This window comes from Endozoicomonas sp. NE40, from assembly GCF_040549045.1.
Lineage (GTDB): Bacteria > Pseudomonadota > Gammaproteobacteria > Pseudomonadales > Endozoicomonadaceae > Endozoicomonas_A > Endozoicomonas_A lisbonensis.
On record NZ_JBEWTB010000002.1, the window covers coordinates 2,753,632 to 2,769,566 of the forward strand.

Here is a 15,935-nt window from a genome sequence, read left to right on the forward strand (position 1 = left end):
GTAATGTCATCTCTGATGTATAAAACGATTGATGACCCGAAGAGGGCAGACCATTAAGGGTAAGCTTTGAAGTAGAAGTAAGAGGAAAAAAACAGGCAGTTTTATTATTCTTATTATTCCGCTGCACGACTGCTATAAGGTAGTTATTATTATTTAGGCTTTTATTGTTTTTATACCTCATTACTATACAAGCAGCGTGCCAGTTTCGAATCATTACAATAAAATCCAAGATGTACGTACTATCCACTAGTAGGCTTGATCGGTACTGCGCAAAAAACAATCTGATGTATGTTACATCACAGCACAAATAGTGTAACTTTGGGTTGCAAGTGTTACGTCGTCGAAACGCTAAAAGTCTTAAGTCGTCTAATAAGGGGCGGTTTTTCTTAAAAACTGACCTTTGCAGGCAGTGAAGAAAATTTGCATAAACAAGTTTATTTCCTGTTCTACTCAAGGCAATGCGGTGCATTCACGCATGACGTTGCGGCATGTCCTGTCTGTTTAATGATCACTGCTAGCCCTAGTATTTACACACAAACTCTTTTCTGAACACGAGTGAGCAATTTCGAAATGAGCCGAGCCGAATCCCACAGCATCCATACAGGTTTATCCGGACGGATGCTGTTAGAAAACCCACTGCTGAACAAAGGTACAGCTTTCACTCTGGAAGAACGGAGTGAGCTGGACCTGCATGGCCTTCTGCCACCTCGTGTTGAAACACTGGAAGAACAGTGTCGTCGTGCTTACAAGTCGTTTTCGATTAAACCCACCCCAATTCTGAAGCACATTTATCTGCGCTCCCTGCAGGACACCAACGAAACGCTGTTTTATGCCCTGGTGCAGCGCCATCTGGAAGAAATGCTGCCCATTATTTATACGCCGGTGGTTGGGCAGGCGTGTCAGCGTTTCAGCGATCTGTATCGTCGCCCACGTGGTCTTTACATCTCCTATCCGGAACGTGCCCGTATGGATGCTATGCTGGCCAACTTCAAACGCAATATTGAAGTGATTGTAGTAACCGACGGTGAACGTATTCTTGGCCTGGGTGACCAGGGTGTGGGTGGTATGGGCATCTGTATCGGTAAACTGTCGCTTTACAGCGCTGTTGGTGGTATTACGCCAAACCAGACTCTGCCGATTATGCTTGATTGCGGCACCAACAACCAGAAGCTGCTGGAAGACCCGAACTACCTGGGTTGGAGACATGAGCGAATTGACGATGAGCAGTACTACGAGTTTGTAGACAGCTTTATTAAGGCTCTGAAGCGTCGCTGGCCAAATGCCCTGCTGCAGTTTGAAGATTTTGCCATTAACCATGCAACTCCGCTGCTGGAAACTTACCGCGACGAGCTGTGCAGCTTTAATGATGACATTCAGGGTACTGCCGGGGTTACTGCCGCAACGCTGCTGGCGGCTGCCAAGGCGGCTGATAAATCCATTGAGGATATGAACGTTGCATTCCTTGGTGCTGGTTCTGCAGGCTGTGGTATTGCGGAACAGATTATCCGCCTGATGATGGCGAAAGGTCTGTCTGAAGAAGAAGCCCGCAAGCGTATCTACATGGTGGATCGTTTTGGTCTGGTACACGATGAAATGTCTGACCTGCGTGCATTCCAGCAGAAGCTGGCGCAAAAGCACGATGATATTCAGCCATGGATGACTGATGGTGCGGTTTCTCTGGCTGACGTTGTGAAGCATGCCAAACCTGATGCCATTATTGGGGTTTCCGGACAGCCGGGTCTGTTCACTCAGGAGATTATCGAACAGATGTCTCAGAACCACGAACGGCCCATTATTTTCCCGCTGTCTAACCCGATCAGTCAGGTTGAAGCCGCTCCTGAAGATATTATCAAGTGGAGTAAGGGTAAGGCTCTGGTTGCTACTGGCAGTCCGTTTGATCCGGTAAGCTTTGAAGGTCGCAGTTACCCAGTCGCCCAGTGCAACAATATCTATATTTTCCCGGGTCTGGGTCTGGGCGCACTGGCTAGCGGCGCACGTCGTATTTCTGATGGCATGCTGGACGCTGCGGTTCAGACTCTGGCACTGTCCTCCCCGGCACTGATCAACCGTAAAGCGCCTCTGCTGCCAACTCTGGACAGCATTCAGCGAGTGACAAACGACATTGCGCTGGCAGTGGCTTTGCAGGCTCAGAAGGAAGAACTGGCTCCGGAAACCGAACGTACGGAAATTGAACAGCGTATTCGTGAAAAGCGCTGGAGCCCGGAATATAGACGTATTCGTATGTCTTATTGCTGATCAAGGCATCTGAACGGGTCGGGCTTTCAGGGTCTGGCTTGTCTTCAGGAGGCTGAAATCAGGAGAGATAAAAAAAAGAAAGTAAGTGGATTGGTTTTCAGACCGTTGTGATCAACCCTGCAAACCAATCCACTTAACACCAGCCTTTATTATTATTTTTATTATTGGCTGATCCACTGCCTTATTATTATTTTTATTGCGGCAATGTTTGCTTTCAGTCATCTATAATCAAACGTTGTGCCAATGTTGTGACAACGTTGTATAAATTGCCCGAAGCCCAGGTTTCATAGGCACTTTTTATAAATCTCATCTTTCTCCTCATTCATCGCTCGCTCATTAGTGGCGGCATAAAGTGTTACCTGTTTCGCTCTTTCGTGTCACTTTGTGGCTTTGTGTAGCACTTTATTTAAAAAAAATGATGTTTTTGAGTTTTTCCGGATAATCTTCCTTGGTTGGGTCAACTGCTTGAATACCATAATAAGCTGCTGAATTCCGATGAAAAAAACTATTATCAATCAAATAGCAGTGCTTGAGTACAGGAGCGTCGACTCCATAAGGCAAGCGGTTTGAGCCAATACTTTCATGAGTCCCATAGTTGCGAACGGGAGCGATTGCTGATGACCATAATCTTGGAAGTGTTGGTGATCGCCATTCAGGAGAGTTCAAAAAACCATATTGACCCAATATATGCATGACCCGAGTGCCCTTCGAAACGGAGATTGGATACATATTTCGATTAAAAATCGGTATCGTTGAAAAAAAATGATCACAGTGAAACATTTTAGTTAGCCACTGACAAATCCGTGTCGGACTGTACGAAGAATCGGTCACTATAAAAGTGTAGTTATCATTTCGAGTCAACGAGAGGTATTGAAACACAATATGATGAAGCGTCGCATAAAGCCCAATCATTCCCGAAGAAGTATTTTCTTTATCAGTAAAGTGGACGATGCATGCATTATTTTCTCCACGATCCAAATTGTTGCACTGGGTTACAGTTAACTTTTCAAGACGGTGTTCATTAACAAAAAGAGTTTCATCCAAATCAAAGAAGAATATTTTCATAGTCATTTCTATAAACTGAAGTGTCAAAAAACATCAGAAGTCTATTCCAAACCATTAACAAACGGAACTGTTCAAAATTCACTGACAGATTCAGAGTAAACGCCTTTACAGCCCGGTAAAAACGTTATGAGGAAGGCTAAAAATGAAAATTGGGAGTAAAAAAATGAGTAGTTATTAACAAACTTAAGCTACTCTCTGGGGGTGGCAAAAATATGGACGTATTTTGAACAGCACAACGGCTTCGAAAACGGTAGAATGAAATCTTTTACATGGTAATAGCTCTGAGACTGGTCAATATGTAATCCTAAATCATGAAATACCTGCGCCTCACCTTTGCAGCGTTTTTCCTGCTTACTGCCTGTCACAGGCACCCTGTACCAGAATCTTCTGTTTCAGCTACATCGAAGACATCGTCAACATTTACAGAAGACAGGTATCGACAATGTGTAAGGGAAAACGACAGTGATAACGCCCCCCTTCCAGCTCTTGCTGATCTTAAATATGGGCAAGCTGATTTAAATGGTGACGGGCGCTTAGAAACACTCGTGCTTATGACTGATATCAACTACTGTGGCAGTGGTGGTTGCACCGCTTTTTTATGCAGTGTCCAGGGGGGGCGAATTAGTCGAATGACGGTGACCCGGGAGCCTGTTCTTCTCTCTGATCATACGAGCAATGGCTGGAAAGACTTTTATGTCTGGAGCAATGGTTCGCTCAGGCTGATGGCTTATGACGGGAAACGCTATCCGGATAACCCATCAGTGGTACCAAAATATGATCAGAGTACCCGGATCAACAAGGCTGAGCAGTTAGTCAGGAACTCTGAGATATTTATTCAGGACGGTTATCAGCTTAAGCGGGTGGAAGATGTACCCATCTTTCAGCCGGCAGACGTTTTTATCTTTTCATTTTTGCACTATGGTGACCCTGACTTTCAGTACCTTATCACTGTAAATGTGAGAACGGGGCATATGGAAATATCGACCCGTCCACTCAGGTGAAAGCAGCGAACGATCAACCAGTGCAGGGAGCCTTGCAGGACATACATCCCTGCCAGAAACTTTAAATAATAAATACTGACCCAATATACAAAACAGACGGGTTCCGATCTTGGAGTAAAGGGTATGACAACAGATACACACTTTGACTATCTGGTAATTGGTGGTGGCAGCGGTGGCATCGGCACAGCAAACCGCGCGGCTATGCACGGTGCGAGAGTGGGCCTGATCGAGGCTAAACACCTTGGCGGCACCTGCGTGAATGTTGGTTGTGTTCCTAAAAAAGCTATGTGGTTTGCCGGTCAGATATCCGATGCGGTGAAGTATGGCCCGGATTATGGCTTTGATCTTGACCATGATTCTGTACTTAAAAACTTCAGTTGGAAAAAACTGGTTGAAAGTCGCGAAGCGTATATCGGGCGCATCCATCAGTCCTATGACCGGGTACTGGGTAACAACAAAGTTACGGTTATTAACGGCTACGGTCGTTTTGTTGATGCAAAAACCGTTGAAGTCAATGGCGTACAGTACACCGCTGATCACATTACTATTGCCACCGGTGGCGAACCAGCCATTCCGCAGATTCCCGGAGCTGAATACGGTATTGATTCTGATGGCTTCTTTGATTTGAACGAGCGGCCTGAACGGGTGGCAGTGCTGGGGGCTGGATATATTGCTGTTGAGCTGGCAGGCGTGCTTCATGCGCTGGGCAGTGAAACGCACCTGCTGGTTCGCAGACATAAGCCTTTGCGCAGTTTTGATGACATGTTGTCTGATACGCTGGTGGACATTATGGAAGCAGAAGGCCCCGCCCTGCATACGCACTCTGTACCAGAAAAAATCACCAAAGAAAGCGACGGCAGCCTGACGGTTCATCTGGAAAATGGCAACAGCCTGAACGTCGACACAGTCATCTGGGCCGTGGGACGGAAACCTCATACCCACAGTATTAATCTTGAATTTGCAGGTGTTGAGACCGATCAGCGTGGTTATATCCCTGTGGATAAATTCCAGAATACCAATGTACCAGGCATTTATGCGGTGGGTGACAACATTGGCAAGATAGAACTGACACCAGTTGCCGTTGCTGCTGGTCGTCGCCTGTCTGAGCGACTGTTTAATAACAAGCCGGAAGAACATCTGGATTACGACAACGTAGCGACGGTGGTCTTCAGCCACCCAACCATCGGAACCGTCGGTTTAACTGAAAAAGAAGCCGTTGAGCGTTACGGTGAAGATAATATCAAAGTGTATAACAGTGGTTTCACCGCGATGTACTCAGCTCTGACCAGTCATCGGCAGCCCAGCAAAATGAAGCTGGTAACAGCAGGCAAGGAAGAGAAAATTGTGGGTATCCACAGTATCGGTCATGGTTCCGATGAAATGCTGCAGGGCTTTGCTGTTGCTTTGAAAATGGGGGCAACCAAGGCAGACTTTGATAATACCGTTGCTATTCATCCGACGTCGGCGGAAGAATTCGTTACCATGAGATAGTTTTTGGATTGGAGAATTAAAAAAGACATATATCCATAGTGGAAAAAAAGTACTAAATGTTGATTTAGCATCTAAAAGGAGTCTTTTTCAGGCTCCTTCCATATTGGAAATGACTGCTGTTTGGAGGTAGTGAAAAGAGCATCAGCTATTCATCAATTGCGTTATCAGATCAAAGGATACAGCCTCATAGAATACCCCACACGCCCCGTATCTGACATCAAAGCTCTTAGTCTGGCACCATAAGCGTTATAGGCTGGCTCAGGATAAAAAGTCACAACAAGAGCCGTTTCAAATCGACTTAAAGAAGGGTTCGTTGGTACAAGAGAGTGATCACTCATTAGAATATTTGATATATCGCAGGCTATACAAATAAGCACCTTGTTTTCGGGCATTATACAAAAAGACATACCACGATCTGTTCTATGATGAGTTAACAGTTCTATCCTGAAATCAAATTTATGGTGCCAGCTGGCATTTCGACATTGTTTTTTGGCTTCGTAAATCATTTGAACAACGCCCTGATGAAGAATTGATGATAATTCTTCTAAATACTGTATAACCCACCTATAACGGGGATCCTTCAGAGCATTAGAAAAGTTTAGCAGGGTCTGTTTAGCGTTACCGAAATCTGTAATTTCTTTTTCGCCAACATAGTATCTTAATCGTGGCAAATCCAGTTTCATATCGGTATTAAGCCTTTCTTCACTGTATGTGAGCCTCAGATCATCTTCTACTATGCTGTGTACTTTAGACATTTCAATATTCAAAATATGAGTGAAATTAGTTAAAAATTCTCTGTCGTAAGAATTCGCCACCTCAATAGCTTCATTGAACGGAAACACTACTATCTAACCTCAATTGCCGAATGGAATGGAGGCAGTTCTTGCATGGTACACAAGCCCAGCTCATCGTCGTACAATATACACCAGAATAATTTGACATTTCTGCAGTTTCTCAAAGTCTGCAAGGCAGGAAGGGATGGTGCTGATAAGAGGGTTAAATCTGTAGAAGGACAGTGATGGACCTCACTGAAAGTTGCCAAACCTTTACTGACAAAGAAAGGTATTAAGGATTCTAAAAAGATATACTGCAGCTCACCCTTAATGGTCTTTTTTTGATCAACTGATAAGTAAGCTGACCGGTTGGTAAAATAATAACCACCTTTCCCATTTACCGACTATTTCTCTGGTACGTGTCCCAAGGTTTTTTATGGTTCCCAGATTGCTATTTTATTGTAGAAGATTCAATACGCTGGTCTGCCTGGCAATTTTTGTTTTTATGTTCTCAGGCTCTCCCCCTGCCCTGGCACACCCGCATTCATGGGTCGATATGAAAACTCATATTGAAGGCAAAGAGGGTGTGATTACTGGTTTTCAAATGGAGTGGACTTTTGATGCCATGTCCTCAGCCTTTATGCTTGAGGGAGAGAAGAAGTCTCCACAGGAGCTACAGAAAGCTCTGGAAGAGCTTGTTGCGTCTGTAATGGAAAACATAAAGAAAGAGCACTATTTCACACATTTCCTTGATGGTGACAGAACTATCGGGCTCAGCACCGCCACTGATGCAAAATTCCATCGTAACCGCGCTCGACTGGTTTTGACTTTTAACCTGCCACTGTTAAAGCCTGAGCCTTTGAAAAAAGACTCACTGAAGTTACAAATTTTCGAGCCAACTCACTATACCGATATGAGCTGGCCTGCCAAAAGCAGCGTCAGCTTATCGGACGAATTAGCAAAACAGTGTGAACTTGAACTGGTTCCCCCCAATCCGACACCACAACAGATGAGTTATGCCCTTACACTGTCTGAAGATGCCGATCCGGATAACACCCTCGGACAAATATTTACCCAAAGCATTCGTTTTCATTGTTCCGTAGAGTCAGGTAAGGAGGTAAGGCCATGATACGAGACACTTATTCAAGCAGTGCCACTCCAACCGGGTTTCACCGGGTTGCTTTAACCAGTCTGATCGTTGTCATGGCTATGATCTGTTACCAATTGTGGCAGGCATGGCCCACATTAGTGTTAAAAAGTACCGAGTGGCAACGCATTGTAAATAACCAACTGGCTGATCTGCTCTATGATGCCAGGGAAAACCCACTGGTATCTGGCGGTTATCTGGCAGGATTCAGTTTTCTGTATGGCATTCTGCATGCACTGGGACCCGGGCACGGTAAAGTGATTGTGACCACCTATCTGGCAACACAGCCAGCCAAGGCAAAAACAAGCCTGATTCTTACCGCTGTTTCAGCCTTTTGTCAGGCGATGGTGGCTGTCGCATTGGTCAGTGTCCTGTTGTGGGGGCTAAGTGGCTCAACCCGGGACGTTAACCGACATGCACTGAGTTTTATGACGTTGAGCAGCTTTCTGATCAGTGTTCTGGGTGTAATGATCTGCTGGCGGGTATTCAGACAACTCTTTCAGAAAAAAGTCACCCGAAAAAAAGCATGCAGCAGTCACCATAAAGAACATGATCACTCATGTGGCTGTGGTCACCAGCATGTAGCATCTCCGGAAGCCGTTAACCAGGCTTCCTCATTGCGTGAATATATCAGTGTGATTATGAGTATCGGCTTGCGCCCCTGCACCGGAGCTATCATGGTGCTGTTCTTTGCGAACATGGTTGGGCTTTACTGGATGGGGGTAATCAGTGCTTTGTTGATGTCCATGGGAACGGCTATCACAACCTCGACTCTGGCACTGATGACACTGTCGGGCAAACAAATTGTCCGTCGTTACCTGTCATCAAAACATGCTCATCAACAACAACGCTGGCAATGGGCTGGATACAGCTTACAACTATTGGGAGGTACCCTGCTGATTTTGCTGGGATTACTGTTAATGAACTCTCAAAGCACAGGGTTATCACCGATGTTGACTATGTGATCCGGTTTTCCGGAAGAGATACTTTGAAAGCCTTCATTAAAGATCGGAGGGGGAAGAGCGAGGAGCTGCTTGCATTAAGTTGCTTCTCACATTTTTTCAGGCTCTGTATGTAGTGGAAGATAAAAGTGATGTGCCGTTTAGTTGCGCTTGATTATCTCTGTTTGCTCTTGTCATTTCCCGATCTTTTTTGTGACGCACTCTGAAGAAATGACCATTTCTTTAAGTACTCGTCCTCTTTGCCCTGGTTAATTACCACTTTTTATGAAAATCACATAGTATGTGCGATCCAGTGGAGATCTTAGACGTTTGTCTAAGTTATCCGGCCGTGATTCATGGAGGGAATGCGGCTAATAAAAAAAAGCCATGGTTGATACGCCAGGCGCATACTAAGAGCTGTTATGTTGGTTGAGCTGCCATGCTGGCTGACGTCTGCTTTTTTTGCGATATAAACGACTGCGGTATAAACGACATTAGTCATTCGATCACACCCCCTGATCATGTCTTTGATAATAACCAGGTGACCGATATGCGAATAGGGATCCCTGAAGAGATTCAGGATAATGAAAACCGGGTGGCGGCAACTCCCGACACCGTCAAGAAGTTAATCAAGCTCGGTTACGACATCGTTATTGAAAGCGGAGCTGGCAGTAAAGCCAGTTTTGACGATACGGCTTATACAGAAGCCGGCGCTGAACTGGCAGAGCGTAGCTCGGTTTGGGCTTCTGACATCGTTATGAAGGTGAATGCGCCAACGAACGATGAAATTGCCCTGCTGAAAGAGGGTGCTACCCTCGCCAGCTTTATCTGGCCCGGCCAGAACGAAGAGCTGATGAAACAGCTCAGCCAGCGCAACATCAATGTGTTGGCTCTGGACAGCGTACCCCGCCTGTCACGTTCCCAGTCTCTTGATGCCCTCAGCTCTATGGCTAACATTGGCGGCTATCGCGCTGTAGTTGAAGCCTCCCATCATTTTGGTCGTTTTTTTAATGGCCAGATTACCGCAGCCGGTAAAATTCCACCCGCAAAGGTTCTGGTCATTGGTGCCGGTGTTGCGGGGCTGGCGGCTCTGGGGGCTGCCGGTAGTATGGGAGCCATTGTTCGTGCCTTCGATACGCGCCCTGAGGTTAAGGAACAGGTTGAAAGCATGGGGGCAGAGTTCCTGGAGCTTGACCTTCCATTGAGCGAGGAAGAAGAGCAGGACTCTTCCGACGGTTATGCAAAGGAAATGAGTCAGGCATTTATTGATGCAGAAATGGCACTGTTTATGGAGCAGGCCAAAGACGTCGACATCATCATCACCACTGCCCTGATTCCCGGTCGCCCGGCACCAAAACTCATCACCGAAGACATGGTTAAAGCCATGAAACCCGGCAGTGTGGTGGTTGATCTGGCGGCACAAACCGGTGGCAACTGCGAATGCACTGAGAAAGACCAGGCCGTGGTAAAACACGGTGTTACGGTGATCGGCTTTACCGATATGCCAAGCCGTTTGCCAACTCAGTCTTCCCAGCTTTATGGTACTAATCTCGTCAACATGCTGAAGCTGATGACTCCGGAAAAAGACGGCAACCTTGTGATCGATTTCGATGATGAAGTGGTTCGTGGTCTGACGGTCATCAAGGAAGGCAACATCACCTGGCCACCTCCGCCAGTGAAAGTCAGTGCGGCACCCGCTGCTAAACCAGAACCGGCTAAAACACCGGAAGTGAAAGAAGAAAAAGCCAGCCGCCCATGGCTCAAACCGGCATTACTGGCGGTCGGTGTCGCTTTGTTTGCGTGGGTTGCTGATGCTGCTCCACACAATTTCCTTGAGAATGTGACGGTCTTTGTGTTGTCGTCGATTGTCGGCTATTACGTAATCTGGAATGTGACTGCAGCACTGCACACACCATTGATGAGTGTGACGAATGCCATCAGTGGCATCGTTGTTGTAGGGGCATTGGTACAGATGGGCAGTGACAGTCCGGTTGTACTGGCACTGTCGGGTATTGCGCTGGTGGTCGCCATGATCAATATCGTCGGCGGCTTTGCCGTTACCCAGCGTATGCTGAAAATGTTCATCAGGGACCAGTAAGGAGTCAGTGGAAATGTCCGAAGGATTACTTGTATCCGCTTATCTGGTAGCAGCCCTGCTGTTCGTTATGAGTCTTGCGGGTCTCAGCCGTCAGGAAAGCGCAAGAAGTGGCAGTCTCTATGGCATGGTGGGTATGGCCGTAGCCGTTCTGGCTACCCTGGCTCATGCTCATGTCACGGGTATTACCCTGGTGACTGTGCTGATGATTGCTGGTGCAGGCATTGGCTTGTACCTGGCGAAGAAAGTGGAAATGACCGAGATGCCTCAGCTGGTCGCCATCCTGAACGGTTTTGGTGGTCTGGCTGCGGTACTGATTGGTTTCTCCACGGCCATTGAAGGCATGAATGTTTCTGTTGTTGAAAGTCTGGTGCCTTCTTCTGAAGCGCTGATACACGACATTCAGGTCGCATTTGGCGTCATTATCGGTTCTATTACCTTCAGTGGTTCTGTGGTGGCCTGTCTGAAGCTGCATGGCAGAATTTCCAGCCGCCCTGCTTCTTTGCCGGGTGGTCACTGGAGCAACCTTGCCATTATCGGTTTTGCGGTACTGATGGCCGTGGTTTATGTACAGCAGAACAGTCTGCTGGCCCTGTTGCTGATGACTGCCTTTGCGCTTGTCTTTGGTATAACGCTGGTTATGGGGATTGGCGGTGCGGATATGCCTGTGGTGGTATCCATGCTGAATGCCTATTCTGGTATTGCTGCCGCAGCCACCGGTTTCATGCTGAATAATAACCTGTTGATTATTACCGGTGCCATGGTCGGTTCTTCCGGTGCGATTCTGTCTTACCTGATGTGTGCTGCTATGAATCGCTCATTTGTCTCTGTGATTCTGGGTGGTTTTGGTGCTGAAGAAGGAGCCATGGCCGAAGGTGGTGAGCAGGGGGAGCATACGGAAGTGAATGTGGAAGATGTGGCTGAAATGCTGAAAAACGCATCCAGCGTCATTATCACTCCCGGCTATGGTATGGCTGTGGCTCAGGCGCAACACCCTTTGCGTGAACTGGTTACTAAACTGCGTGACCAGAACGTTAACGTTCGTTTTGGCATTCACCCGGTTGCGGGACGTTTGCCAGGTCACATGAACGTACTGCTGGCAGAAGCGAAAGTGCCGTATGACATCGTGGAAGAAATGGATGAACTCAACGACGATTTCACCGATACCGATGTGGTACTGGTGATTGGTGCAAATGACACCGTTAACCCGGCTGCAGAGGAAGATCCGGGCAGCCCGATTGCCGGAATGCCGGTCTTGCGCGTCTGGGAAGCAGGTCAGGTCATTGTGTTTAAACGCTCTATGGCGACGGGCTATGCCGGTGTGCAGAATCCGCTGTTCTTCAGGGAAAACTCCAGTATGTTGTTTGGTGATGCCAACGACACGGTACAGGGTATTTTGAAGCAGTTCTGAGTCACTCATTATGACAGGAGCAGATGCCAGTCTGCTCCTTTTTTTCGCACATTCCCCAAAACTCCAGGTTTTTATCTATATTCATTGCGTGACGTTTTTTGCAGATTTTGTGGACTCCGGTCAGATTCATCCTGACCACCTCATCTGCTTTGTGGCAAAAAAGACAAAAGATAAATAGTATGTTTGGGGTTATTTCTGTGTTAGCGCATAGTCAGTGCGGAGCTTGTGGCTGCAGTAACAGGCAGAATAAAAAAAGTTATGAGCCGGTAAGCAAACACAAAATCATTTTGCTTTTTGTTTCATTAACTTTGCTTAGTTTCCAGATTAAGGCTGAAGTTACGCCGGGTTATCTATTATTCCATGGGCCGCTAATCAACAAACCCTTTCTCGAAGAGATAATTCCACCGGAAAAAAATATTCTTGATAGTAATGCTGGCTTTAATAAAAAAAGCAGAGGGGATATGAACTCCTACGATGTCATTCGTAACTTGCCTCCCCCTCCCTGGCAAACTGATTTTTATATATATCCGGTCACGCATGGCCAGGAGCAAACCGTTGATCAGGACAGCACACAGGATGACGACGCTACAGCTACAGTGGTCCAGGAAACAGAAGTCGGGGAAAATGCGCCGGAGGAAGGAGCCACCGCAGTTCTGGAAGAAGAAATATCGTCTGGTCAGTCACTGGCATTAAGCCTGATCGACTTCACACCACAAACTGCGGGTACATATATTGGCATTCTGATAAGCATGATCAGTTCCGGTGCGGAGTTTGCTGATTTGACCACGAGAGTAATAGTTGTTAATGGCGTTGTATATAATTTAGATCCTAGGATTTTTGCTTTTTTATTGTACTGGACGAGGTTTGCCTTGATTCTAAACCGGTACGGAAGAGAGGAGGCATTAAGATACCTTCAGGATTTTCGTGATCGCAGGCTTGGTGTTGAAAGTCCTTCCAGTGCGGCAGAAGAAAGAGTCTGGGTGGAGAGTTCCTACTTTACAGACTTGACTAACGGGGTATTGCCTGCTGGTCAGCCAATATTAGAGATGGCGTTTTTACCCAGACATTTCACGCAGGATTACCGGGAGTATTCGCCATGTTGGGATTGGTTCGCCAAATATCTCAACAGCCACACTGTAGAGGAATCCTTCGAAGAGCTGAGAAAGACCTATCAGGTTATAGCAGGCGCTGATGATAGCCGGCTGCGAAGAGAGTATGGTATGTATTTTACTCCTTCCCTTGAGTGGCTGAGGCCTGTTGTCCGGCAACTTAATAGCTGGGCAACAAGTCGGAATATAACCCTTTCCGGACTTGAGATTTTTTCTGGCAATGCCGCGTTATCGTTTTTTTTACAAAGTCTGGGAATCCCCATGCTGGCCACCACTATGCAGAAGGATACCCACTTTCAAGTCACCAGTAACCGTGTAAACGATAATTTGAACTTTCCTGTTACCATGGAAAGCGCCCAGTCTGCAGTAGTAAATCATCCCGAAGCCAACTTTCTGGTCATAAGCTGGCCAGATGAGAGGTTTGACCCGAGAGTGTTTGATGTAGTTGAGACAGAAGTCGTGGATTTTAATGGAACATGCTGGCGTCAGCCATCTTTCAAGCCGGGACACCCTTTTTGCGATGACAGAATGCTGCCAGAGCTTGATAAATTCTACCCTGTCCTGGCCGCCATCGTTCGTTGGCAACAAAGAGGGCCGATTTTATTTATTGGGTTGCTTAGTGATTCAGGGGATACCCATATGCCACTACTGTTTGATTATCTTGACCATTACTACGAGGCCACATCATTTGAAGAACATTACCAATCCTCAGTCTGGGGAAATGACTACCCGACGCTTTACCTGCCCAGACTCCCCCCTGATGGAGAAGGTTCAGGGCAGTGTTCGGAAGATGAAGTTGGTTTGGTGCTTATTTTTCAATACTTTTACAGACAACTACAAAGATTATTCTTTTTCGCACAACCCTAAAAATTCCCAGTGTTTATTGCTATGAAGGTATTTTGCCAGATCCTTGGGTAATGATTTTCTGGCATCTATCGCCATAAATTCTTCGGAGCCAGTGACACCAAGGATGGTTTGATAAAGAGCAATCGGCAGGTAGGTGCAGGTCACTCCCGAAAACAACCCTGCCTTACTTTTCTGTAATTCATCCGGGGGAAAGTTCCTGTGATTTTCGCATAGCTTCCTGGCATATTCCGCTGCTTTAGGCCCAAAATTTGGGCTACCTAAAAAAGCTGTCACGAGAGATGTGCGACTATATACACCGCGTATAGTCGTTGCCTCCCTTTTCGGGTTTGGCGTAACGACTTCACTATGGCCGAACCACAAATATCCTGTTGTAGCCACCCTGAAGCCGATATCTCTTACTTTTAGCCGGAAGACTGAGTAGGGAAGCTGGCGCGACCTTGGCATTGGTATCTTTTGGAATCCATAGGTACCGATGATATCGAACACTATAGGGATTCCTGCTCCCCCCTCATTCGTCGTGGCCACAACAGCTGCGTGGCTGTGTATCAACTCTCTTGTGGCATCACTGTTCACACCGTGCATGAGGAGGATATCGCCTGGTTCCAGGTCGAATTGACTGATGGGCATACCCAGTACCTGTTTAAACGCAGAGTTAAACGCAGAGTCATCATTGGGTGAGTGCTGTTAAGAAGTATATGACTAAACAGGCCGGACCATTGAAAAAGCGTAATTTTTCAGCTCAGCCAGACATTCATCAGGCTCGAACTGTTCCCCCTGTACCTGTAAACTCCCGTTTCCAACAATTTAAGATCAAAAGTGATTAATTGATTATGCCGTTCAAGCACGTAATCGGACTGGGCGTTGCCGGTAACTTTGCCGGTCATCTGGAGCAGGCGGGTGAGGCTGCAGATTTTGTGGCAGTAAAAACAGAAGAAGCGATAGCTCCTAAAGCTATTTTCCCGTTCTATGTACCGTCTGAAGAAGCTGGCTTTCTGGCTACTTACCCTCTGTGTAATAGTACAATTGTTCCGCCTAATGATGCGGACAACCTGCAGATTGAGCCTGAGGTTGCCCTGCTGTGCGATATTCATTACGACAAAGGCAAAGTAACAGCGCTGACACCGGTTAAGTTTGCAGCCTATAACGACTGTTCTATTCGTAAACCCAATGCTAAAAAAATCAGTGAAAAGAAAAACTGGGGACAGCAGACTAAGGGGGTTTCCGGCACCATGATTGAGCTGGACCATCTGGCGCAGGGTGGTGTTCTGGATCGTTTCCGTATTGCCAGTTTTCATAAGCGTGGTGACCGCGTTGCCCGTTATGGTGAAGACAGTCCGGTGGTGGGTTACAGCTACTTTCATGAGAAGCTGCTTAACTGGATTATCGATCGCATGAATAACCAGAAAGACGTCGGTCCGGCAGAAGATATTTCTGGTTACCTGGCTGATGCAGGTTATCCACATCAGGCGCTGATCAGCATTGGTGCGACCCGCTATACCGAATACGGTGAAACCAACTTCCTGCAATCTGGTGACACCAGCATTGTGGTGGTATACGACGGTGAGCAATATTCTCAGGATCAGATCACTGAAATGGCCCGGAATCAGACCTTTGCAGAAAAAGGTATTTCTACCCTGATTCAGGGCGTCGCGTAATTTTTATTGCGTACTGAAAGTGCCTGCTTTGGTGGCAGGCACTTTCAGAATTACCCTGGCATCATTTTTAATATCAAATTCCAGAACCCAGTCCTGATACCGATACTTTCACACTCATTTCTTT

The 15,935-nt window shown here is 46.7% G+C and carries 12 protein-coding genes; 9 read left to right on the forward strand and 3 right to left on the reverse strand.

All coding sequences use genetic code 11. From position 1 onward, the window contains the following. The first annotated feature begins 570 nt into the window (after window positions 1-570). A complete protein-coding gene (locus V5J35_RS13355; RefSeq protein ID WP_354007612.1) occupies window positions 571-2,256 on the forward strand; it encodes an NAD-dependent malic enzyme in 1,686 nt (561 codons plus the stop codon). A 402-nt stretch (window positions 2,257-2,658) separates the two neighbouring features. Here V5J35_RS13355 and V5J35_RS13360 read toward each other — a convergent pair whose 3' ends face one another. Beyond that, complete coding sequence (locus V5J35_RS13360; RefSeq protein WP_354007613.1) at window positions 2,659-3,327, reverse strand: hypothetical protein; 669 nt, start codon at window positions 3,325-3,327, stop codon at window positions 2,659-2,661. Between the two features lie 545 nt (window positions 3,328-3,872). Here V5J35_RS13360 and V5J35_RS13365 point away from each other — a divergent pair. Both V5J35_RS13365 and gorA read left to right on the forward strand, forming a co-directional pair. Then, window positions 3,873-4,322: a hypothetical protein gene (locus tag V5J35_RS13365; protein WP_354007614.1), complete on the forward strand. Its 450-nt coding sequence runs from the start codon at window positions 3,873-3,875 to the stop codon at window positions 4,320-4,322. A gap of 123 nt (window positions 4,323-4,445) precedes the next feature. Further along, the gene (gorA, locus tag V5J35_RS13370) at window positions 4,446-5,813 is read left to right on the forward strand and encodes a glutathione-disulfide reductase (RefSeq protein ID WP_354007615.1); all 1,368 of its coding nucleotides are present in this window, start codon (window positions 4,446-4,448) and stop codon (window positions 5,811-5,813) included. Between the two features lie 164 nt (window positions 5,814-5,977). Here the strand turns inward: gorA and V5J35_RS13375 are convergent, their stop codons facing one another. Next, the gene (locus tag V5J35_RS13375; RefSeq protein ID WP_354007616.1) at window positions 5,978-6,655 is read right to left on the reverse strand and encodes a hypothetical protein; all 678 of its coding nucleotides are present in this window, start codon (window positions 6,653-6,655) and stop codon (window positions 5,978-5,980) included. 436 nt (window positions 6,656-7,091) lie between these two features. Between V5J35_RS13375 and V5J35_RS13380 the strand changes: the two genes are divergently transcribed. The 5 genes from V5J35_RS13380 to V5J35_RS13400 all read left to right on the forward strand — a co-directional run bounded on the left by V5J35_RS13380 (window position 7,092) and on the right by V5J35_RS13400 (window position 14,156). Then, window positions 7,092-7,715, forward strand: a complete 624-nt coding sequence (locus V5J35_RS13380; protein ID WP_354007617.1) for a DUF1007 family protein — start codon at window positions 7,092-7,094, stop codon at window positions 7,713-7,715. Then, window positions 7,712-8,698 carry a nickel/cobalt transporter gene (locus V5J35_RS13385; protein WP_354007618.1) on the forward strand — a complete coding sequence of 329 codons (987 nt, stop codon included), beginning with the start codon at window positions 7,712-7,714 and terminating at the stop codon, window positions 8,696-8,698. The genes V5J35_RS13380 and V5J35_RS13385 overlap by 4 nt, the downstream gene beginning before the upstream one ends. A 526-nt stretch (window positions 8,699-9,224) precedes the next feature. Continuing rightward, window positions 9,225-10,772 (forward strand): Re/Si-specific NAD(P)(+) transhydrogenase subunit alpha, encoded by a 1,548-nt coding sequence (locus tag V5J35_RS13390; RefSeq protein WP_354007619.1) that lies wholly within the window; start codon window positions 9,225-9,227, stop codon window positions 10,770-10,772. Between the two features lie 13 nt (window positions 10,773-10,785). Continuing rightward, entirely contained in the window at window positions 10,786-12,180 is a 1,395-nt protein-coding gene (pntB, locus tag V5J35_RS13395) for a Re/Si-specific NAD(P)(+) transhydrogenase subunit beta (protein ID WP_354007620.1), read from the forward strand. A gap of 179 nt (window positions 12,181-12,359) precedes the next feature. Beyond that, window positions 12,360-14,156, forward strand: a complete 1,797-nt coding sequence (locus V5J35_RS13400) for a hypothetical protein (protein WP_354007621.1) — start codon at window positions 12,360-12,362, stop codon at window positions 14,154-14,156. On the opposite strand, the gene V5J35_RS13405 is transcribed toward V5J35_RS13400, so the two are convergent. Beyond that, window positions 14,133-14,783 (reverse strand): hypothetical protein, encoded by a 651-nt coding sequence (locus V5J35_RS13405; protein ID WP_354007622.1) that lies wholly within the window; start codon window positions 14,781-14,783, stop codon window positions 14,133-14,135. The two genes, V5J35_RS13400 and V5J35_RS13405, sit on opposite strands and share 24 nt — an antisense overlap. Window positions 14,784-14,986: 203 nt before the next feature. On the opposite strand from V5J35_RS13405, the gene V5J35_RS13410 reads away from it, so the two are divergent. Then, window positions 14,987-15,811 carry a DUF5718 family protein gene (locus tag V5J35_RS13410; protein ID WP_354007623.1) on the forward strand — a complete coding sequence of 275 codons (825 nt, stop codon included), beginning with the start codon at window positions 14,987-14,989 and terminating at the stop codon, window positions 15,809-15,811. The last annotated feature ends 124 nt before the right edge of the window (window positions 15,812-15,935 follow it).

Excerpts from the sequence above, each read along its gene's own strand:
- V5J35_RS13410 (WP_354007623.1), top strand. The coding sequence starts at position 14,987 with ATGCCGTTCAAGCACGTAATCGGACTGGGCGTTGCCGGTAACTTTGCC.
- gorA (WP_354007615.1), top strand. The coding sequence starts at position 4,446 with ATGACAACAGATACACACTTTGACTATCTGGTAATTGGTGGTGGCAGC.
- V5J35_RS13360 (WP_354007613.1), bottom strand. The coding sequence starts at position 3,327 with ATGACTATGAAAATATTCTTCTTTGATTTGGATGAAACTCTTTTTGTT.
- V5J35_RS13385 (WP_354007618.1), top strand. The coding sequence starts at position 7,712 with ATGATACGAGACACTTATTCAAGCAGTGCCACTCCAACCGGGTTTCAC.
- V5J35_RS13400 (WP_354007621.1), top strand. The coding sequence starts at position 12,360 with ATGTTTGGGGTTATTTCTGTGTTAGCGCATAGTCAGTGCGGAGCTTGT.
- V5J35_RS13365 (WP_354007614.1), top strand. The coding sequence starts at position 3,873 with ATGACTGATATCAACTACTGTGGCAGTGGTGGTTGCACCGCTTTTTTA.
- V5J35_RS13380 (WP_354007617.1), top strand. The coding sequence starts at position 7,092 with ATGTTCTCAGGCTCTCCCCCTGCCCTGGCACACCCGCATTCATGGGTC.
- V5J35_RS13390 (WP_354007619.1), top strand. The coding sequence starts at position 9,225 with ATGCGAATAGGGATCCCTGAAGAGATTCAGGATAATGAAAACCGGGTG.
- pntB (WP_354007620.1), top strand. The coding sequence starts at position 10,786 with ATGTCCGAAGGATTACTTGTATCCGCTTATCTGGTAGCAGCCCTGCTG.
- V5J35_RS13355 (WP_354007612.1), top strand. The coding sequence starts at position 571 with ATGAGCCGAGCCGAATCCCACAGCATCCATACAGGTTTATCCGGACGG.
- V5J35_RS13405 (WP_354007622.1), bottom strand. The coding sequence starts at position 14,783 with ATGCCCATCAGTCAATTCGACCTGGAACCAGGCGATATCCTCCTCATG.